Annotated in this window: 17 protein-coding genes; 10 read left to right on the forward strand and 7 right to left on the reverse strand. The window is 73.3% G+C overall.

What is annotated here, in order from left to right:
- Positions 1-37 precede the first annotated feature (37 nt).
- A complete protein-coding gene (locus tag ACSU6M_RS27715) occupies positions 38-847 on the reverse strand; it encodes a TetR family transcriptional regulator (protein ID WP_437073227.1) in 810 nt (269 codons plus the stop codon).
- 160 nt (positions 848-1,007) lie between these two features.
- On the reverse strand, positions 1,008-2,813 hold the full coding sequence (locus ACSU6M_RS27720; RefSeq protein WP_437073228.1) for a 3-hydroxyacyl-CoA dehydrogenase family protein: 1,806 nt from the start codon (positions 2,811-2,813) through the stop codon (positions 1,008-1,010).
- 376 nt (positions 2,814-3,189) lie between these two features.
- Here ACSU6M_RS27720 and ACSU6M_RS27725 point away from each other — a divergent pair, with 376 nt between their 5' ends.
- Complete coding sequence (locus tag ACSU6M_RS27725; protein ID WP_437073230.1) at positions 3,190-3,765, forward strand: adenylosuccinate lyase; 576 nt, start codon at positions 3,190-3,192, stop codon at positions 3,763-3,765.
- Positions 3,766-3,904: 139 nt separating this feature from the next.
- Here the strand turns inward: ACSU6M_RS27725 and ACSU6M_RS27730 are convergent, their stop codons facing one another.
- The 4 genes from ACSU6M_RS27730 to ACSU6M_RS27745 all read right to left on the reverse strand — a co-directional run bounded on the left by ACSU6M_RS27730 (position 3,905) and on the right by ACSU6M_RS27745 (position 7,626).
- Positions 3,905-4,408: an N-acetyltransferase family protein gene (locus ACSU6M_RS27730; protein ID WP_437075382.1), complete on the reverse strand. Its 504-nt coding sequence runs from the start codon at positions 4,406-4,408 to the stop codon at positions 3,905-3,907.
- A gap of 17 nt (positions 4,409-4,425) precedes the next feature.
- Positions 4,426-4,827, reverse strand: coding sequence for a RidA family protein (locus tag ACSU6M_RS27735; RefSeq protein ID WP_437073231.1), 402 nt, complete (start codon positions 4,825-4,827; stop codon positions 4,426-4,428).
- Between the two features lie 63 nt (positions 4,828-4,890).
- On the reverse strand, positions 4,891-6,453 hold the full coding sequence (locus ACSU6M_RS27740; protein ID WP_437073232.1) for an alpha/beta hydrolase: 1,563 nt from the start codon (positions 6,451-6,453) through the stop codon (positions 4,891-4,893).
- 135 nt (positions 6,454-6,588) lie between these two features.
- Complete coding sequence (locus ACSU6M_RS27745; RefSeq protein ID WP_437073233.1) at positions 6,589-7,626, reverse strand: Rv2578c family radical SAM protein; 1,038 nt, start codon at positions 7,624-7,626, stop codon at positions 6,589-6,591.
- Between the two features lie 133 nt (positions 7,627-7,759).
- Between ACSU6M_RS27745 and ACSU6M_RS27750 the strand changes: the two genes are divergently transcribed.
- The 9 genes from ACSU6M_RS27750 (at position 7,760) to ACSU6M_RS27790 (ending at position 19,902) form a co-directional block, all read left to right on the forward strand.
- Complete coding sequence (locus ACSU6M_RS27750; protein WP_437075383.1) at positions 7,760-8,203, forward strand: SRPBCC family protein; 444 nt, start codon at positions 7,760-7,762, stop codon at positions 8,201-8,203.
- Positions 8,204-8,352: 149 nt separating this feature from the next.
- Positions 8,353-10,743: an MFS transporter gene (locus ACSU6M_RS27755; RefSeq protein WP_437073234.1), complete on the forward strand. Its 2,391-nt coding sequence runs from the start codon at positions 8,353-8,355 to the stop codon at positions 10,741-10,743.
- Positions 10,744-10,875: 132 nt separating this feature from the next.
- Entirely contained in the window at positions 10,876-13,317 is a 2,442-nt protein-coding gene (locus ACSU6M_RS27760; RefSeq protein WP_437073235.1) for a SpoIIE family protein phosphatase, read from the forward strand.
- A 127-nt stretch (positions 13,318-13,444) separates the two neighbouring features.
- Positions 13,445-14,167 (forward strand): class I SAM-dependent methyltransferase, encoded by a 723-nt coding sequence (locus ACSU6M_RS27765; protein ID WP_437073237.1) that lies wholly within the window; start codon positions 13,445-13,447, stop codon positions 14,165-14,167.
- 69 nt (positions 14,168-14,236) lie between these two features.
- Positions 14,237-15,070, forward strand: a complete 834-nt coding sequence (locus ACSU6M_RS27770; protein ID WP_437073239.1) for a M55 family metallopeptidase — start codon at positions 14,237-14,239, stop codon at positions 15,068-15,070.
- A complete protein-coding gene (locus ACSU6M_RS27775) occupies positions 15,063-16,367 on the forward strand; it encodes a M20/M25/M40 family metallo-hydrolase (RefSeq protein WP_437073240.1) in 1,305 nt (434 codons plus the stop codon). Before ACSU6M_RS27770 ends, ACSU6M_RS27775 begins: the two co-directional genes overlap by 8 nt.
- A gap of 6 nt (positions 16,368-16,373) precedes the next feature.
- On the forward strand, positions 16,374-18,323 hold the full coding sequence (locus ACSU6M_RS27780) for a prolyl oligopeptidase family serine peptidase (protein ID WP_437073241.1): 1,950 nt from the start codon (positions 16,374-16,376) through the stop codon (positions 18,321-18,323).
- A complete protein-coding gene (locus ACSU6M_RS27785; protein WP_437073242.1) occupies positions 18,320-19,249 on the forward strand; it encodes a S66 peptidase family protein in 930 nt (309 codons plus the stop codon). The genes ACSU6M_RS27780 and ACSU6M_RS27785 overlap by 4 nt, the downstream gene beginning before the upstream one ends.
- Before the next feature lie 62 nt (positions 19,250-19,311).
- Positions 19,312-19,902, forward strand: a complete 591-nt coding sequence (locus ACSU6M_RS27790) for a GNAT family N-acetyltransferase (protein WP_437073243.1) — start codon at positions 19,312-19,314, stop codon at positions 19,900-19,902.
- Here the strand turns inward: ACSU6M_RS27790 and ACSU6M_RS27795 are convergent.
- Complete coding sequence (locus ACSU6M_RS27795; RefSeq protein ID WP_437073245.1) at positions 19,874-20,221, reverse strand: DUF6204 family protein; 348 nt, start codon at positions 20,219-20,221, stop codon at positions 19,874-19,876. The genes ACSU6M_RS27790 and ACSU6M_RS27795 overlap by 29 nt on opposite strands.
- Positions 20,222-20,290 lie beyond the last annotated feature (69 nt).

The following is a 20,290-nucleotide window of genomic DNA, read 5'->3' on the forward strand; positions in this document are numbered from 1 at the left end:
CGTTCGGGTGGCCGTCGTCACAGCTGAGAGGTGTGTCTCAGCGCTCCTTGAGCGCCTGCTCGATGGTCCGCATCACCTCGTCGAGAGGGGCGTCGGTGCGGGCGACCGTGACCAGCACCTCGCCGTGGGTGGAGGCGGTCGCGGCGGTCGGCGCCGGCGGGTTGGTGCGGCCCGCCATGATCCCCGTACCGAAGGTCTTGCGCACGATGGCGAAGGCGTGGTCCAGCTGGGCCTCCACGTCCCCCTGGCCGCCGGCCCGGAGCCAGCGGCGCAGCACGTGGTTGTGGGCCGTGACGACCGCGGAGGCGGCGACCTCGGCCAGCAGCGGGTCGTCGTTGGCGTCGTCGTCGTGGGCGTGCTCGTCGAAGTGGCCGAGGAGGTAGCGGGTGAACAGGCGCTCGTAGCGGGCCACCGAGGCGATCTCCGCCTCGCGCAGGGTGGGCACCTCGCGCGTGAGCTTGTAGCGGGCGACCGAGATCTCCGGCCGGGCCGCGTACATCCGCATGACCTCCTTGATCCCCCGGCACACGGTGTCGAGCGGGTGCTCGTGCGCGGGGGCCGCGTTCAGCACGGCCTCGGCGCGGATCAGGGTGTCGTCGTGGTCCGGGAAGATCGCCTCTTCCTTGGAGCGGAAGTGGCGGAAGAAGGTGCGGCGGGCGACGCCGGCCTGGGCCGCGATCTCGTCGACGGTGGTCGCCTCGTACCCCTTGGTGGCGAACAGCTCCATCGCCGCTGCCGCCAGCTCCCGGCGCATTTTGAGCCGCTGGGCCGCCGCGCGGGAACCCGCGGCACTCTCCGGCGCGTCGGGCGTGGCTGGTGTACGTGAGGACTTGGCGGGCTGGGACATGAACCGAACGTACTGCATGTGCGCAGCTCGATGCGCATGCACGGGGTTTCCCCCGCCCGGAGAGGGCGGGGGAGGGGCGGACCGGGCGGGCTGCCCGGCCCTGGCCGGATCCAGCAGCCCGCCCCAGTCCTCCCCGCTGAGCAGCCGGTCGTCCAGCCCGTCAGCGCCGGGCATACTCGCGGAAGCCGCGGCCCGTCTTGCGGCCGAGGCAACCGGCTGCCACCAGGTGCTCCAGCAGCGGCGCGGGGGCGAGACCGGGCTCGCGGAACTCGCGGTGCAGCACCTGCTCGATCGCCAGCGACACGTCCAGGCCGACGACGTCCAGCAGCTCGAAGGGCCCCATCGGGTAGCCGCCGCCGAGCCGCATCGCCGCGTCGATGTCGTCCAGGGACGCATAGTGGTCCTGGACCATCTTGATGGCGTTGTTCAGGTACGGGAACAGCAGCGCGTTCACGATGAACCCGGCCCGGTCGCCGCAGTCCACGGCGTGCTTGCGGATCCTGGCGCACACCTCGCGGACCGTGGCGTGGACGTCGTCCGCGGTGAGCACCGTGCGGACCACCTCGACCAGCTTCATGGCCGGCGCCGGGTTGAAGAAGTGCATGCCGATCACGTCCTGCGGCCGCGAGGTCGCCCGGGCGCAGGCCACGACCGGCAGCGAGGAGGTGGTGGTCGCCAGGACCGCGCCCGGCTTGCACACCTTGTCCAGCGTCGCGAACAGCTGCCGCTTGATCTCCAGGTCCTCCGCGACCGCCTCGACGGCCAGGTCGACCTCGGCGAAGGCGTCGTAGGAGCCGGCCGGGGTGATCCGCTCCAGGGTCTGCGCGGCCGCCTCGGCCGTCATCCGGCCCTTGTCGACCGAGCGGGCCAGCGACTTGCCGATGCGCGCCTTGGCCGCCTCCGCCTTCTCCGGGCTGCGGGCGGCCAGGACCACGGCGTAGCCCGCCTTGGCGAAGACCTCGGCGATGCCGGAGGCCATGGTGCCCGAGCCCGCGACACCGACCGAGGAGACCGGACGGCCCGCGCCGAGGGAGCCGCCCTCCGGCGGGGTCAGCGCGTCCGGCACCACGGTGGCGCTGCCCGGCGCCTCGTAGGTGTAGAAGCCGCGGCCCGCCTTACGGCCCGTCAGCCCGGCCTCGCTGAGCTGCCCCAGGATCGGCGCCGGGGCGTGCAGCCGGTCCTGGGACTCGGCGTACATGGCCTCCAGGACCCGGCGGGCGGTGTCGATGCCGATCAGGTCCAGCAGCGCCAGCGGACCCATCGGCAGCCCGCAGCCCAGCCGCATCGCGGCGTCGATGTCCTCACGGGAGGCGTACTTCGCCTCGTACATCGCGGCGGCCTGGTTGAGGTAGCCGAACAGCAGCCCGTCGGCGACGAAACCGGGCCGGTCGCCGACGGCCACCGGCTCCTTGCCCAGGTCCAGGGTCAGATCGGTGACGGCCGCGACGGCGTCCGGGGAGGTCAGCACCGAGGAGACCACCTCGACCAGCTTCATGGCCGGCGCCGGGTTGAAGAAGTGCAGGCCCAGCACCCGCTCGGGGCGCGCCGAGTCGGCGGCCAGCCGGGTCACCGAGAGCGCGTTGGTGCCGGTCGCCAGGATCGTCCGCGGGCGCACGATCCCGTCCAGCTCGCGGAAGATCTGCTGCTTGACCTCGTACGACTCCGGCGCCACCTCGATCACCAGGTCGGCGTCGGCGGCGGCCCGCAGGTCCGTGCCGGTGCGCAGCCGGGCGAGGGCGTCCGCGCGCTCCTGCTCGGTGAGCCGGCCGCGCTCCACGGCGCGGGCGGTGGAGGTCTCCAGGGCGGCGACGCAGCGCGCGGCCTGGGCCTCGCTGATGTCGATGCCGATGACCTCGCGGCCGGCCCGCGTGAGCACCTCGGCGATGCCGGTGCCCATGGTGCCGAGCCCGACCACGGCGATGGTCTGCAAGGGGGACAGGGGGGTGTCGGACAGGGGAGTGGCCATCGCGGGACTCCAGAGATGAGGGTGACGACTGGGAGCGCGCCGGGTGCGCCGAGGGGCGCACCGGGTGCGTGGTGAAGTGCGGGTGTGATGACCGGGCTGCGAGCGCACACGCCCGGTGCCGCCGACGCCGGGCGTGCACACGCCCGCCGCTGCGGCGAGGTCCGACCGGCCCTGTCCCGTGGCCAGGTCGTACTGCGGTACCTTCAGGCACCGAACCGACTGCTGCTCCGGGGCGGCTGCGTCACCAAGCCGCCCGGAGGAGTTCCGCGAGTGGGTAACTCGCTCGTCTGAGCTTAACTGGTGGGTAACGAGCGCGCCAGCCCCGGAGTTTGTGATGTAGCTCCCGGCGCGCGCCCGACGCCCCTACGCTCGGCACATGGACGAAGAGTTGCGAGCGCTCACCGAGCGCTTACGGCAGGAGTCCGGGGCCACCCCGGCCTTCGAACACCTCCGGGCGACCGACGACCCGGACGAACTCGCCCAGGTCCTCACCGCCCCCGGACAGCCTTTGTGGGCCCGCGAGCTGGCCGCGTTCCGGCTGGGCCTGGCCGGTGACCGGCGCGCCTTCGAGTCGCTCGTCCTGCTGCTCAACCACCGCGACCCGCAGCGCTGCGTCTCCGCCGCCCACGCCCTCGCCCGCCTCGGCGACCCCCGCACCGCCCGCGCGGCCGCCGCCCTCGCCACCAACGAGCTGCGCGTCGCCTACGCCCTGCACCCGGTGCGGCTGCTGGTGGAGCTGCGTGCCCCGGAGTCGGTGCCCGCCCTGATCACCACCCTTCAGCGGCGGCTGCGCCCGCACGACCCCTACCGGCGGGTGGCGCTCGCCTGCGTGGAGGGCCTGGGCGCGCTCGGCGACGCCCGCGCCAGGACCGTACTGAACGAGGCACTGGCCCACCCGGCGCTCGCGGAGGCGGCGGTGCACGCCCTGGCGCGCATTCCGCGGCAGCGGTGAGCGGCGGGGCGGCCGAACCCCGGGCGGCGCCGCGAGCGGGCGGACGCTCAGGCCGGGCTGAGCTCCCTGGCGCACCGCGAGGCGGGCGGACGCTCAGGCCGGGGCGAGCTGCCTGGCGTACCGCGAGGCGGGCGGACGCTCAGGCCGGGCTGAGCTCCCTGGCGTACCGCACCTCCGGCACCGGCACCCCGTCCACCTCGAACGGCTCCTCGGCGCCGTCCGCGCGGAACCCGGCCCGTTCGTAGAAGCGGCGCGCCGAGGTGTTGCCCTTCAGCACCCACAGCAGCATCCGAGGGTGCCCGGCGTCCGCGCAGCGGCGTACGGACTCCGCCAGCAGCGCCCGCCCGATGCCCTCGCCGCAGCGCCCGGGGTCGACGTAGATCGCGTACAACTCGGCGTCGGGGGTGAGCACTTCGCCGTCCCGGTAGGGACCGTGACAGGCCCAGCCGACGACCGTGCCGCCCTCCTCGGCCACCAGGTCCGTCGCTCTGCCGTCGGCCGCCGTGAGCCGGGCGCGGTGGCGGTCGGCGTCCTCGGACACGCTCAGCGCGTCCAGGTACGGCTGGGGCATCAGCCCCCGGTAGGCGGCCCGCCAGCCGCCGATGCGGACCTCGGCGACGCGGTCGCAGTCGGCGAGGGCCATCCCGCGCACCCGCACGCTCACCCGGCCACCACGGCGAACGCCTCGACCTCCATCAGGTACTGCGGCTCCACCAGCGCGGAGACCTGCACGGCCGAGCAGGCCGGGAGCCGGTCGTCGGGAAGGTACTCCCGGCGGGCCGTGCGGATCGCGGCCATGTGGGCCATGTCCGTCACGAAGAAGGTGAGCTTGACGACGTCGTCGAAGGTCGCGCCGGCGGAGGCCAGACAGCGCCGTATGTTCTCGAAGACCTGCCGCGCCTGCGCCTGCGGATCGCCGGCGCCGACCAGCGTGCCGTGCTCGTCGAGCGGCAGCTGGCCGGAGACGGCCACGAAACGCCCCGTGCCCATGACGACATGGGTGTACGCGGTGGCGGGGGCGACGCCCTCGGGGGCGGGAATCCTGGTGATCGTGTCACTCATGCGCCCATGGGATCACAGCGGGGACGGCGCCCGCCCCTGAAAATCCCGCCCCGCGGGACGCCGTCAGCCGCGGAAGCCCAGCAGCCCGTGCAGGGTCGCGCCGCGCGATGAGCCGGACCGGGCCTCCAGCGGCTTGGGATCGGGCTGGGCCGGGCACACCGCGTCGGCCTCACCGGTGCCGCGCGGCACCGTGCCGTCGGTCAGATAGGCGGTCAGATGCTTGTCCAGGCAGGAGTTGCCGCTCAGGGTGATGCCGTGGTTCCCGCCGCCCCGCTCCACCACCAGGCTCGAACGGTGCAGCAGGGCGTGCATCGTCGCACCGCCCTCGTACGGGGTGGCCGCGTCGTGCGTGGCCTGGAACAGCAGCACCGGGGGCAGCTTGCCGTTGCTGACGTCCGGCGGCAGCAGCGGCTCGACCGGCCAGAACGCGCAGGGCGCGTTGTACCAGGCGTTGTTCCAGGTCATGAACGGCGCCTTGGCGGACATGGCCATGTTGTCCGCCCGCCAGGTGGCCCAGTCGCGCGGCCAGTCCGCGTCCCGGCACTGCACCGAGGCGTAGACGCTGTAGCCGTTCTCGCCGGAGGCGTCGAGGGCGGCGAAGGACTCGTAGGTCTCGACCAGCGGGCCGGAGTCCTTGTCGTTGACGTACTCGGAGAACGCCTCGGCGAGGTAGGGCCAGTAGCCGTTGTAGTAGCCGCCCGGCAGGAAGGTGTCCTCCAGTTCGGCGGCGCCCACCTTCTTGCCCGCGGGCTTCTTCGCCAGCGCCGCCCGCATCCGGTACCACGCGGCCTCCACCTCGGCCGGGTCGGTGCCCAGCCGGTAGGTGCGGTGGTGCTTGGCGACCCACGCCATGAAGGCGCGGTGGCGGTCGTCGAAGGCGAGGTCCTGGGCGAGGTTGTCGTCGTACCAGACGCCGGTGGGGTCGACGACCGAGTCCAGCACGAAGCGGCGCACCCGGTCCGGGTACAGCTTGCCGTAGACCGCGCCGAGGTAGGTGCCGTAGGAGTAGCCGAAGTAGTTGAGCCTGCGCGCCCCGAGCGCCTGCCGGATGCGCTCCATGTCCCGTACGGCGGAGACGGTGTCGATGTACGGCAGCAGGTCCGCGTACTTCGTGCCGCAGGCGGCGGCGAAGGCCCTGGCGCGGGTGAGGTTGCCCCGCTCGATCGCCGGGGTGGCGGGGACGGAGTCGGGGCGTACGGGGTTGAAGTGGCCGGGGCGGCAGTTCAGGGCGGGCTTGCTCTTGCCGACCCCGCGCGGGTCGAAGCCGATGACGTCGTACTGGGCGGCCACCGATTTCGGCAGGGTGGAGGCGATGAACCCGGCGAGGGTGAGCCCGCTGCCTCCCGGGCCGCCCGGGTTGACCAGCAGCGGCCCCTGGAACCGCTTCGCGGTGTGCGGGACGCGGGACAGGGCGAGGGTGATCTGCCGCCCGCCCGGATCGGCGTGGTCCAGGGGCACCTTCAGGGAGGCGCACTGGAGCGTCGGGTAGTCGGTGGTGCCGCACTTGGTCCAGGCGAGCTTCGGGGCGGCGGTCGTGCCGGGGGCGTCGGCCTCGGCGGGCACGGCGGTCAGCGACCCGGCCAGGACGGCGGCGGTGCCGCACAGCACCGCTGCGCGTTTCTTCATTCGGTCCTCCCAGGACGGAGGGGAGCGGACCGCGACGGCCACGGTCCTCGCCGCATCGTCCCGGAAAGGACGCCTGGAAGAACGTGATCTGGACAGACTTGACCCGATTGGGTCGCCAGGTGCGCTCGGATGCGCTCACATCAGCGTGAGTTGGGTCGGACCGGGGGTGTCCGCCGCGGCCGGCCGGGGCTCGCGCGGGCGGCGGGGCATGCCGGGCCGGGTGGGGCCGATGCCGTACTCCTGGGCCAGTTCGTGCACCTGGCGGGTGATCCGGCGCTGGTACCACTTCGGCGCGTAGGCGCCCTCGGCATACAGCCGCTCGTAGCGCGGCACCAGGTGCGGGTGGTGCTGCCCGAGCCAGCTCATGAACCACTCCCGTGCGCCGGGCCGCAGATGCAGCACCAGCGGGGTCACGGACGTGGCCCCGGAGGCGGCGATCGCCCGCACGGTGGCGCGCAGTTGGGCCGGGTGGTCGCCGAGGAACGGGATCACCGGGGCCATCAGCACCCCGCAGCCGATGCCGTGCTCGCCCAGGGTGCGTACGACGTCCAGGCGGCGCTCGGGCGCCGGGGTGCCCGGCTCCACCGTGCGCCACAGGTCGTGGTCGGTGAAGCCGACCGACACGGAGATGCCGACGTCGGTGACCTCGGCGGCCTGCACCAGCAGATCGAGGTCGCGCAGGATCAGCGTGCCCTTGGTCAGGATCGAGAACGGGTTCGCGTGGTCGCGCAGGGCGGAGATGATGCCCGGCATCAGCCGGTAGCGGCCCTCGGCGCGCTGGTAGCAGTCCACGTTGGTGCCCATGGCGACGTGGTCGCCCTGCCACCGGGGGGAGGCCAGCTGGCGGCGCAGCAGCTCCGGGGCGTTGATCTTGACCACGATCTGGGTGTCGAAGCCGATGCCGGTGTCGAGGTCCAGATAGCTGTGGGTCTTCCTGGCGAAGCAGTACACACACGCGTGTGTGCAGCCCCGGTAGGGGTTCACCGTCCATTCGAACGGCATCCGGGAGGCGCCCGGCACCCGGTTCAGGATCGAGCGGGCGCGCACCTCGTGGAAGGTCATCCCGCGGAACTCGGGGGTGTCGAACGTACGGCTGGTCACCGCGTCGGCCCCGAACAGGGCGGCGTCGGCGCGGCTGTGTTCGGCGGACTCGGTGAGGTTCTCCCAGCGCATGACGCCTCCTCGGTAGCACTGGGCTCAGAATAGAACACATGTTCCCATGATCGTGCGAGCTCGATTTGGGCGGCCGGGCGGGAGAGTGGTTGGCTTGCCCCATCCCCTTGCAATGAAGGTCCTGGAGGAAGCAATGGCGCAGGTCGAGGCCACTACGGAGCGGGTCGTCGCGGCGGACGCGGAGACGGTGTTCGACACCCTCGCCGACTACAGCGGCACCCGCGCGAAGCTGCTGCCGGAGCACTTCAGCGAGTACGAGGTGCGCGAGGGCGGCGACGGCGAGGGCACCCTCGTGCACTGGAAGCTCCAGGCCACCAGCAAGCGGGTGCGCGACTGCCTCCTGGAGGTCACCGAGCCCACCGACGGCGAGCTGGTCGAGAAGGACCGCAACTCCTCCATGGTCACCGTCTGGCGCGTCACCCCGGCCGGCGAGGGCAGGTCCCGCGTCGTCGTCACCACCACCTGGACCGGCGCGACCGGCATCGGCGGCTTCTTCGAGCGCACCTTCGCCCCCAAGGGCCTCGCCCGGATCTACGACGCCGTGCTCGCCCGGCTCGCCGTCGAGGTCGAGAAGTAAGTCCTCGTCCCCTCGGGGGCGTTGAGCCCCTGTCACCGGTTCGAGTGGATTCGCATCTCGACCGGGTCGGCGCCGTAACTCGTCGCACTTGCTCGTAGTTGTCGCATTACGCGGGAATTGTGTGGCAGGTGCGACGAGGGGAGCGCTGCGTGGGCGGGATCACTCTGGAGCGGACGGAAACGATCGCCGACGGGGCCGCGGCGCCCCCCGGCCTCCCCGCCCCGGTCCCGGCGCAGGCCGCCGGACTCAGCCCGCGCCGGGTGCGGCTGGTCTTCCTCGGGCTGATGCTGGCGATGCTGCTCGCCGCCCTGGAGCAGATGATCGTCGCCACCGCGCTGCCGAAGATCGTCGGTGAGCTGCACGGCCTGGACCGCATGTCCTGGACGATCACCGCCTATCTGCTCACCTCCACCGTCGGACTGCCCGTCTACGGCAAGCTCGGCGACCTCCTCGGCCGCAAGAGCGTCTTCCAGTTCGCCATCGTCGTCTTCGTCGTCGGCTCCGCGCTCGCCGGACGCGCCCAGACCATGGACCAGCTGATCGCCTTCCGCGCGGTCCAGGGCATCGGCGCGGGCGGCCTCATGATCGGCGTCCAGGCGATCATCGCGGACATCGTGCCGCCCCGGCAGCGCGGCAAGTACATGGGGGTGATCGGCGCCGCCTTCGGCCTCGCCTCGGTGGCCGGACCGCTGCTCGGCGGCTACTTCACCGACCATCTCTCCTGGCGCTGGTGCTTCTACATCAACGTGCCCTTCGGCCTGCTCACCCTCGCCGTGATCGCCGTCGTCCTGAAGCTCCCCAAGCCCGCCGCCCGGCCCCGGTTCGACGTCCTCGGCACCCTGCTGCTGGCCGCCGCCTCCACCTGTCTGGTCCTGCTGACCAGTTGGGGCGGCACCGAGCACGCCTGGGACTCGACGGTCATCCTCGGCCTCGGCGCCGGGGCGCTCGCCGCCACCGCGCTCTTCCTGCTCGCCGAGCACCGCGCCGCCGAACCCCTCATCCCGCTGCGGCTGTTCCGCGACTCCGTCTTCGCCGTCACCGGACTCGCCGGACTCGTCGTCGGCATCGCCCTGTTCGGAGCGGCCAGCTATCTGCCGACCTTCCTGCAGATGGTCGACGGCGTCAGCGCCACCGAGTCCGGGCTGCTGATGCTGCCCATGACCGGAGGCATCGTCTGCGCCTCCATCATCTCCGGCCAGCTCATCACCCACACCGGCCGCTACAAGCTCTACCCCGTCCTCGGCGGCCTCCTCTCCGTGACCGGCATGTGGCTGCTCTCCCGCCTCGGCACCGACACCCCCCGGCTGCACTCCAGCATCTGGATGGCCGTCCTCGGCGCCGGCATCGGCCTGGTGATGCCCGTCCTGATCCTCGCCGTGCAGAACTCCGTACGCCCCGCCGACCTGGGCACGGCCACCAGCGCCCACAACTACTTCCGGCAGATCGGCGGCAGCGTCGGCGCCGCGATCTTCGGCACCCTCTTCGCGGACCGGCTCACCGACGCGCTGCGCCGGGAACTGCCCGAGGGCGGCGGAACGCCCGCGGCGGAGTCCATCACCCCGCAACTCGTCCACGCGCTGCCCCCGGCACTGCGCGACGGCTACATCCGGGCCTACGCCGACGCCATGCCGAGGATCTTCCTCTACCTCGTGCCGGTGCTCGTGCTCGGCCTGCTCATCGCCTTCTTCCTCAAGGAGAAACCACTGGTGTCCCACCACGCCGTCGAATCCGAGCCCGCGACCGCGAACCCCCCGATCCCGCAGGCCCGTTCCCCCTATGTCGCCGGAATCCCCGTCTGCGGGACCGTGCAGCACCCCGACGGCACCGTGGTGCCCCGCGCGGCGCTCACGCTCATCGACGTGGCCGGGCAGCAGATCGGCCGGGGCGCGAGCGGCGAGGACGGGCGGTACGCGCTGTCCACGCCCGGATCCGGCTCGTACGTCCTGATCGCGGCGGCCGGCGGACACCAGCCGCAGGCCGTCTCGGTGACCGTCGGCGAGCGCCCGGTCGAGCTCGACGTCGTCCTCGGCGGCGCCGGACGCCTCGCGGGCACGGTCCTCACCGCCGACGGCACCGCCGTGCGGGACGCCACCGTGACCCTGACCAACGTCCACGGCGAGGTCGTCGCCAGCACCCGCAGCGGGCGCGAGGGCGCGTACGTCATCACCGAGCTGGTCGCCGGGGAGTACACCCTCGCCGCCAGCGCCCCCGCCTTCCGTCCGGCCGCGCTGCCGGTCAGTGTCCAGGCGGCCCGCGAGACCCGGCAGGACATCGAACTCGCGGGCGGCGCCGTGCTGCGCGGCACCGTGCGGGCGACCGGCGGACGGCCCGTGGAGGACGCGCGCGTGACCCTGCTCGACGCCGCCGGCAATGTGGTCGACACCCTCACCACCGGGCCCGACGGCACCTTCCGGTTCGTCGACCTCTCCTCCGGCGAGTACACGGTGATCGCCTCCGGCTATCCGCCGGTGGCCACCGTCCTCCAGGTGGCGGGCGGCGGCCGTACGGAACGCGACCTCCAGCTCGGGCACGAGGACTGAACGCGCCGCGGGGCGTACGCGGGGGCGCGTGCGGCCGTCAATTCGCCTATTGCCGCACATCGCGCGGTCCCGGACCCGTACCGTGGTGCGGGGACAGATCTTGTGGAGGCGTGCGGAGAGAGGGCTTGGGCCATGGACCGTGGCACCGACCGGGAAGCACCTCCCAGCCGGCCGGCTGGGCCCGGCAGGGAGACCGGGCCCCTGGACGGGCGGGTCCAGCTCGCCGTGGTCGTCGTCGACCGCGCAGGACTGGTCTCGCACTGGAGCAGCGGCGCCCGTCGGCTGTTCGGCACCCCGAAGGAGGCGGCCATCGGCCGTCCCGCCACCGATCTGCTGCCCGTCTCCGGCGCCCTCTCCGCCCCCGGTGAGTACGGGGCGTACGAGGAGGACGACGGCCTGGGCCCGGACCTCGGCTCCTCCCTGGACGGCGGCCTCGACTACCCGGCCGCGGGCCGCGCCCGCCTCGACGTGCCCGAGGGCGACCGCGCCGACGTCCTGTGGTGGGCCTACCCGCTGGTGGGCCCCGGCCCCGAGCGGCTCCTCGTGCTGGCCGCGGACGCCGGCGGACTGCACGGCGAGGACCGGGGCGTGGAGCGCATCGCACCCGGCTTCGCCCTGCACACCGACTTCCCCGGCGCCGAGGAACTCGCCCGCCGGCTGCCCGAGATCCTGCCCAGCATGAGCGTCGACGAGAGCGCCCGCATCGTCGCGCAGGTCCTCGAACTCGGCTATCCGGTCATGGAGTTCAGCCAGAACGAGCGGGTGCCCGTCACCCCCGACTGGGGCGTGCCCCGGCGCGTCGAGCGCCAGGCGCGGCGCGAGCGGCTGGCCCGGGCCGCGGCCGCCGGTGCCCCGGTCCCCGCGGAGCTCACCGAGGACGACGGCGAGGACCTGGAGTACGCCGCCGTGCGCGAGCGGCTGGAGTTCCTCAACGAGGTCAGCGGGAAGATCGGCACCTCCCTCGACCTGTCCCGGACCATCATCGAAGTCAGCAAGGCCGTCGTGCCGCGCTTCACCGACGTCGCCGGCACCTATCTGCGCGAGCAGGTCGTGGCCGGCGAGGGCTTCCCCGAGGGCGTGCCCGACACCACCACCCTGTGGCACCGGGTGGCCGTCGAGCACACCGACGAACCCGGCCGCTGGGACGACGTCGTCCCCGTCGGCGAGGCCATGCCGTTCCCCGCCCACACCCCGTTCTTCCAGTGCATGACCACCGGCGAACCCGTTCTCGTGCCGCGCATCAGCGAGCAGATGGGCCACGCCATCGCCTCGCAGTTCGAGAAGCGCGACATCCGGCCCCTGATCACCGGCCGGTCCATGCTGGTCGTCCCGCTCAAGGCCCGCAACGTGGTCCTCGGCTTCATGATCCTGCTGCGCCACCCCGAGCGCGCCGAGTTCAACGACATGGACCGGGTCACCGGCGCCGAACTCGCCGCCAGGGCGGGCCTGGTGCTCGACAACGCGCGCATGTACACCTACCAGGAGTCCGTCGCCGAGACGCTCCAGGACAGTATGCTGCCGCACATCCCGCCGCGCATGGCGGGCTGCGACATCGCCACCCGCTATCTGCCGGGCACTCTGCTCGGGCGGGTCGGCGGCGACTGGTTCGACTCGGTGAAACTGCCCGGCGCGCGCACCGCGTTCGTCGTCGGCGACGTGATGGGTCACGGCCTGAACTCGGCCGCGATGATGGGGCAGTTGCGCACCGCCGTGCAGACCATGGCTGCCCTGGACCTCCCGCCCGCGCAGCTGCTGCGCAACCTCGACGACCTCGCCCAGCGGCTCGGCGACACCTACCTCGCCACCTGTCTGTACGCCGTCTACGACCCGATCGCGGGCGAGCTGGTGATCGCCAACGCCGGGCACATCCCGCCCGTCGTGGTACGGGCCGAGGACGGCCGCAGCGAGCTGCTGGACCTGCCCACGGGCGCCCCGATCGGCGTCGGCGGGGTGCCCTTCGAGGCGGCACGGGTGCGTGTGAAGCCCGGCGACCGGCTGGTGATGTGCACCGACGGCCTGGTGGAGGTGCGCGGCGAGGACATCGGCGTCGGCCTCGCCACGCTGTGCGAGTCCGCCGCCCACCCCGCCGCGTCCATGGACGCCGCCTGCGACACCATCATCCGCGCCCTGAACACCCGCGGCGGCCGCAAGGACGACGTGGCCCTGCTGATGGTCAGGCTGGGCGGCATCGCGCCCGACGACGTCGCCGAGTGGCGGCTGCCGCCGGAGCCCGCCCAGGTGCCGCGGGCCCGGGCCGTGGTCCGCGAGCAGCTGCACGAGTGGGGGCTGGCGAAGCTGACCGACACCACCGAGCTGCTGGTCAGCGAGCTGGTCACCAACGCCGTACGGCACTCGCGCAGCCGGCCCGTGGAGCTGCGGCTGGTGCGCGGGGACACCCTGCTGTGCGAGGTGGACGACGACGACCACGAGCTGCCGACCCTGCTCAGCGCCGGACCCGGCGACGAGACGGGACGCGGGCTGCGCGTGGTGGCGACGCTCGCCCGCGAGTGGGGCACCAGCCGCACGGCCGCGGGCAAGACCGTGTGGTTCGAACTCACCCTGCCCAGAAGGTGATTCACCCGCATCCTCGAACGATGCGTGAAGGATCGTGTCGTGTTCTTGTCGTCGCGACCTGCGGGGCGATAGACCGTACTCGCCCGTCGCACACGGCGGATCGGCGTCGCATCCTGGGGAGTTGGGCATGAGCGTGACGAGTCGGTACCGGGAGTCCTGGGAGGGTTTCTGGCGGGAGGCGTCCGGTGAGCCCGGAGCCGTGTTCTGGGACGCGGAGCCGTCCCTGACCGCCGCCCTGCACGTGGCCCTGTTCGAGCCCCATCTGGCCGACCCCGCCCTGCCGTTGATCGACCTGGGCTGCGGCAACGGCACCCAGACCCGGTTTCTCGCCGGCCGCTTCCCGAGGGTGATCGGCACCGATCTGTCCGCCGCTGCCCTGGAGCACGCCCGGCAGGCCGACCCGGCGGGGCTGGCCGCCTACCGGCAGCTCGACGCCACCGACAAGACCGAGGCCGAGTCCCTGCACGCGGAGCTGGGCGACGCCAATGTGTACATGCGGGGCGTGCTGCACCAGTGCGAGCCCGACGACCGCCGCCCGCTGGCCGACGCCCTCGCCACCGTGCTCGGCGCCCGCGGCCGGGTCTTCCTGGTCGAGCCGTCCGAGGCCGCCGGGGCGGCCCTGCGCGACCTCGTCCAGCGCCCGGAGGGCCCGCCCGCCAAGCTGGCCCCCGTCTTCCGGCACGGCATCGCCCCCGCCGAGGTGCCGGACGCGGCCGTCGCCGAGTACCTGGGCGCCGCCGGGCTGAGCGTCCTCGCGAGCGGAGAGCTGCCGCTGACCACCACCGAGTCCCTGCCGGACGGCACCCCCGTCCAGATCCCGTCCAGGTGGCTGGTGGCCGGCGCCGCCTAGCGCGGACCGGTCGCGGACGGCAGCAGGTGTCCTGGCCCGTTCCCGTTTCTTTGCGTAACGTGGCGCACCATGAAGATCCTGATCAGCGCCGACATGGAGGGCGCCACCGGGGTGACCTGGCCCGCCGATGTGCTGCCGGGGACACCGCAGTGGGAGCGGTGCCGGTCGATGTTCACCTCGGACGTGAACGCGGCGGTCCTCGGCTTCCACGACGGCGGCGCCGACGAGGTCCTCGTCAACGAGGCGCACTGGACCATGCGCAATCTGCTGCTGGAGCACCTGGACGAACGCGCCCAGATGCTCACCGGCCGGCACAAGGCGCTGTCCATGGTGGAGGGCGTGCAGCACGGCGACGTCGACGGGATCGCGTTCATCGGCTACCACGCGGGCGCCGGCATGGAGGGCGTCCTCGCCCACACCTACCTCGCCAACCAGATCACCGGCGTCTGGCTGAACGACGTGCGCGCCAGCGAGGGCCTGCTGAACGCGCACGTCGTCGCCGAGTACGGGGTGCCCGTGGTCCTGGTCACCGGGGACGACCTGGCCTGCGAGGACGCGCTCGGCTACGCGCCCGAGGCGCTGAAGGTCGCCGTGAAGGACCATGTGTCGCGGTACGCGGCGGTCTGCCGTACGCCCGCCCGCACCGCCGCCGACATCCGGGCCGCGGCGAAGGAGGCGGCCGCGCTGGCGGTGCGGCACGAGCCGGTCTCCGCCGGGCCGCACACGATCGCGGTGGAGTTCGACGCCGAGCATCTGGCGATGGCGGCGACCGTGGTACCGGGCGTGGCGCGGATCGGGGAGCGCAAGGTCGCCTACACCAGCGACACCATGTTCGAGGGGATCCGCACCTTCAAGGCGGTCACCACCATCGTCTCGGCCGCAGTGGAGGAGCAGTATGGCTGACGAGCGGGCGCTGGAGGAGGTCGTGAGGTTCACCTCCGACCTCATCCGCATCGACACCACCAACCGGGGCGGCGGCGACGCCCAGGAGCGGCCCGCCGCCGAGTACGCGGCCGCCGAGCTGGCCGGGGCGGGCCTGGAGCCCATCCTGCTGGAGCGCAGCAAGGGCCGTACGAACGTCGTCGCCCGGCTCGAGGGCACCGACCCGTCGGCCGACGCGCTGCTGGTCCACGGTCATCTGGACGTGGTGCCCGCCGAGGCCGCCGACTGGAGCGTGCACCCCTTCTCCGGGGAGGTCCGCGACGGGGTCGTGTGGGGCCGGGGCGCGGTCGACATGAAGAACATGGACGCGATGATCCTCGCCGTCGTGCGGTCCTGGGCCCGCGAGGGCGTACGGCCCCGGCGCGACCTCGTCATCGTGTTCACCGCGGACGAGGAGGCCAGCGCCGAGGACGGCTCCGGCTTCCTCGCCGACCGGCACCCGCATCTGTTCGAGGGCTGCACCGAGGGCGTCGGCGAGTCCGGCGCGTTCACCTTCCACGACGGCTCCGGACGCCAGATCTACCCCATCGCCGCGGGTGAGCGCGGCACGGGCTGGATGAGGCTGACCGCGCGCGGCCGCGCCGGGCACGGCTCCAAGGTCAACCGGGAGAACGCGGTCACCCGGCTCGCCGCCGCCGTCGCGCGGATCGGCGCCTACGAGTGGCCGCTGCGCCTCACCCCGACCGTGCGGGCCGCGCTCACCGAACTCGCCGCGCTCTACGGCATCGAGCCCGACCTCGACGACGTCGACGGGCTGCTGCAGAAGCTGGGCCCGGCCGCCAAGCTCGTCGAGGCCACCGTCCGCAACAGCGCCAACCCGACCATGCTGGACGCCGGTTACAAGGTCAACGTCATCCCCGGCGAGGCGGTCGCACACGTGGACGGCCGGTTCCTGCCGGGCGCCGAGGACGAGTTCCGGGCCACGCTCGACGAGCTGACCGGGCCGGACGTGGACTGGGAGTTCGACCATCACTCGGTCGCCCTCCAGGCGCCGGTGGACTCACCCACGTATCTGCGGATGCGCGAGGCCGTGCAGGCGTTCGCGCCCGAGGGGCACACCGTGCCGTACTGCATGTCCGGCGGCACGGACGCCAAGCAGTTCGCGCGCCTGGGCATCACCGGCTACGGCTTCGCGCCGCTGAAGCTGCCGGAGGGCTTCGACTACCAGGCGCTGTTCCACGGGGTCGACGAGCGGGTCCCGGTCGAGGCGCTGCACTTCGGTGTCCGCGTCCTGGACCGCTTCCTGCGGACGGCCTGATCGACAGTGGGGGACGACGTGCAGACCCTGGCCTACGGTTCCTGGCCCTCGCCCATCGACGCGGCCCTCGCGGCCGCCCACGACGGGCACCCCGAGTACGCGGGCTTCGTCGGCGACGAGGCGTGGTGGACCGAGCCGCGCCCCGCCGAGGGCGGCCGCCGCACCCTGGTCCGCCGGCACGCCGACGGCCGCGAGGAGCCGGTGCTGCCGCCGCCGTGGAACGTGCGCAGCCGGGTCATCGAGTACGGCGGACAGCCCTGGGCCGGAGCCCAGGTCGACGGCCGCCCGCTGATCGTGTTCGTGCACTTCCCCGACCAGCGCCTGTACCGCTGGGAGCCCGGCGGCGAGCCCGTCCCGCTCACCCCCGTCTCCGAGGTCGGCGGCGGGCGGCGCTGGGCGGACCCGGTGCTGCTGCCGGAGCGCGGGGAAGTGTGGTGCGTACAGGAGGAGTACACCGGCGACGGCCCCTCGGACGTGCGCCGGGTCCTGGCCGCCGTACCCCTGGACGGGTCCGGGGCGGTACGCGAACTCACCCCCGAGCGGCACCGGTTCGTCACCGGGCCCCGGCTGTCGCCGGACGGGCGGCGGGCGGTGTGGCTCGGCTGGGACCACCCGCGCATGCCGTGGGACGGCACCGAACTGCTGCTCGCCGAGGTGCTGCCCGAGGGCGTCCTCGGCGAGCCCCGCGTGGTGGCGGGCGGCCCCGAGGAGTCCGTCTGCCAGGCCGAGTTCGCCGCCGACGGCTCGCTGCTGTACGCCTCCGACCGCACCGGCTGGTGGAACCTCTACCGCGACGGTGAGCCCGTCTGCCCGCGCGAGGAGGAGTTCGGCGGGCCGCTGTGGAAGGTCGGCCACCGCTGGTTCGCACCGCTGGACAGCGGCCTCGTCGCCGTCCTGCACGGGCGCGGCGCGATGGCGCTCGGTGTCCTCGACCCCGAGACCGGCGAGGTCGTCGACGCCGCCGGACCCTGGACCGAGTTCGCGCCCACCCTCGCCGTGCACGGCGAACGGGTCGTCGCCGTCGGCGCCAGCCCGCGCACCGCCTACGAGGTCGTGGAGCTGGACACCCGCACCGGCCGCGCCCGGGTGATCGGCGCCCCGCACGACGACGCCGTCGACCCGGCGTACTACCCCGAGCCGCAGCTGCGCACCTTCACCGGCCCCGACGGCCGGGAGATCCACGCCCATGTCTACCCGCCGCACAACCCCGGCCTGACCGCCCCCGACGCCGAGCGGCCTCCCTACGTCGTCTGGGCGCACGGCGGACCCACCGGACGCGCCCCGCTCGTCCTCGACCTGGAGATCGCCTACTTCACCTCCCGCGGCATCGGCGTCGCCGAGGTCGACTACGGGGGCTCCGCCGGGTACGGGCGGGAGTACCGCAACCGGCTGCGCGAGCAGTGGGGCGTGGTCGACGTCGAGGACTGCGCGGCCGTCGCGCTCGCCCTCGCCGACGAGGGCACCGCCGACCGGGAGCGGCTCGCGATCCGGGGCGGCAGCGCGGGCGGCTGGACCACGGCCGCCTCCCTCGCCACGACCGACGTCTACGCCTGCGGCACGATCATCTACCCCGTGCTCGACCTGGCCGCCTGGGCGTCGGGCGAGACCCACGACTTCGAGTCCCGCTATCTGGAGACGCTGGTCGGACCGTTCGCCGAGGTGCCCGCCCGGTACACCGAGCGCTCGCCCGTCGAGCACGCGGAGCGGATCACCGCGCCCTTCCTGCTGCTGCAGGGCCTGGACGACGTGATCTGCCCGCCCGCCCAGTGCGAGCGGTTCCTGGCCCGGATGGAGGGCAGGCGGCTCCCGCACGCCTACATCGCCTTCGAGGGCGAGGGCCACGGATTCCGGCGCGCCGAGACCATGGTGCGCGCGCTGGAGGCGGAACTGTCCCTGTACGCCCAGGTGTTCGGGCTGAACGTGCCCGGAGTGCCGAAGCTGGAGCTGGCCAAGTGAGAGAACTGCGGCGGCCCGCGCGGCTCGCCCCCGGCGCCCGGGTGGCCGTCGTCGCGCCCAGCGGGCCGGTGCCGGAGGAGCGGCTGCAGGCCGGCCTCGACGTGCTGCGCGGCTGGGACCTCGACCCGGTCGTGGCGCCCCATGTCCTGGACCGGCACCCCGAGTTCCCCTACCTCGCGGGCGCCGACGCCGACCGTGCCGCCGACCTCCAGGCCGCCTGGTGCGATCCGTCGGTCGACGCCGTGCTGTGCGCCCGCGGCGGCTACGGCGTGCAGCGCATGGTCGACCTGCTGGACTGGGAGGCCATGCGGGCGGCCGGACCGAAGGTGCTCGTCGGCTTCAGCGACATCACCGCCCTGCACGAGGCGTTCGCGCTGCGGCTCGGCCTGGTCACCCTGCACGGGCCGATGGCGGCGGGCCTCGACTTCCTGAAGAACGCCCGCGCCCAGGAGCACCTGAAGGCCACCCTGTTCGCGCCGGAGACCGTCACCACCGTCACCGTCCCGGACAGCAGGGCCCTGGTCCCCGGCCGGGCCCGCGGAGTCCTGCTCGGCGGCTGCCTGTCCCTGCTCGCCGCCGAGGCCGGCACCCCGCACGCGCGCCGCTCGGCCGAGGGCGGGCTGCTGTGCCTGGAGGACGTGGGGGAGGAGACGTACCGGCTGGACCGCTGTCTGACCCAACTGCTGCGCGCGGGCTGGCTGGACGGCGTGCGCGGGGTGCTGCTGGGCTCCTGGGAGAACTGCGAGGACTACGAGCCGCGGGTGCGGCCGCTGTTCGCCGACCGGCTCGGCGGGCTCGGGGTGCCGGTCGTGGAGGAGTTCCGGTTCGGGCACTGCGCGGGCGCCCTGACGATCCCCTTCGGGGTGGCGGCGGAACTCGACGCGGAGGCGGGCACCTTGACGCTCGACGCGCCCGCGCTGGACTGAGACCCGTCACGGGGCTGCCGGTACGGGGTGACCGGATGGCGATCACGGCCTAAGGTGGCCGGATGCCGCACACCGCTTCCCGATTCCTCGCCGAGGGCCCCCGCGTGGGCGTACGTCTCCTCACCCGGGCCGACGGCCCGGAGTTCGCGGCGCGGGCACGGGAGAGCAAGGACCTGCATCATCCGTGGCTGTTCCCGCCGGACAGCGTGGCGGCGTTCGCCGGATGGGCGGACCGGCTGATCGACGACGCGTCCAGGGTGGGGTTCCTGGTGTGCGAGAAGGGCGAGGCGCCGGGGGAGGGCCGGGTGGAGGGTGCGGCGGCCGGTGGGGCGATCGCCGGGTTCATCAACATCAACAACATCGTCCACGGCGCCTTCCGGTGCGGCGCCCTCGGCTACGGCGCCTTCGCGCACGCCGCCGGGCGCGGGCTGATGCGCGAAGGGCTGGGGCTGGTCGTCGACCACGCCTTCGGGCCGATGCGGCTGCACCGGCTGGAGATCAACGTGCAGCCGGGCAACGCCGCCTCCATCGCCCTCGCCCGCTCCTGCGGCTTCCGGCTGGAGGGCTACTCCCCGAACATGCTGTTCGTCGACGGGGCCTGGCGCGACCACGAGCGCTGGGCGCTCACCGCCGAGATGCGGACTTCCGGTTGATCTTCATCGTGTCCAGGTCGGTCACGGCCGACCTCAGCGGGCCGAAGCCGTAGCCCAGACCGCGCAGCACCGTCTCCGCCCGGTCCTCGGCGATCGCCGCCGCCATCTCCTCGCCGTCCGCCGCGTCCGAGACCACCACGAACCGCATCGAGAAGTGCTTCAGCGGCGACGGCTCGTAGGACAGGGAGCCCTCCGGGGTGAACCGCATGCTCGCCAGCCCGTGGTCCGCGGCCTCGGCCAGCAGCCGCGCCCGCGCCTCCTCGGTCAGCCCGTCCCAGGTGCCTCGTACGATCACCCGGTAGGTGTGCTGCTCCGCCACGTCGCTCTCCTCGGTCCGTCGCCTGGAACGAGCCGACTGTACGGGGCGGAAGGAGCCGGCCACCGGGAT

The organism is Streptomyces sp. enrichment culture, from assembly GCF_964272895.1.
Lineage (GTDB): Bacteria > Actinomycetota > Actinomycetes > Streptomycetales > Streptomycetaceae > Streptomyces.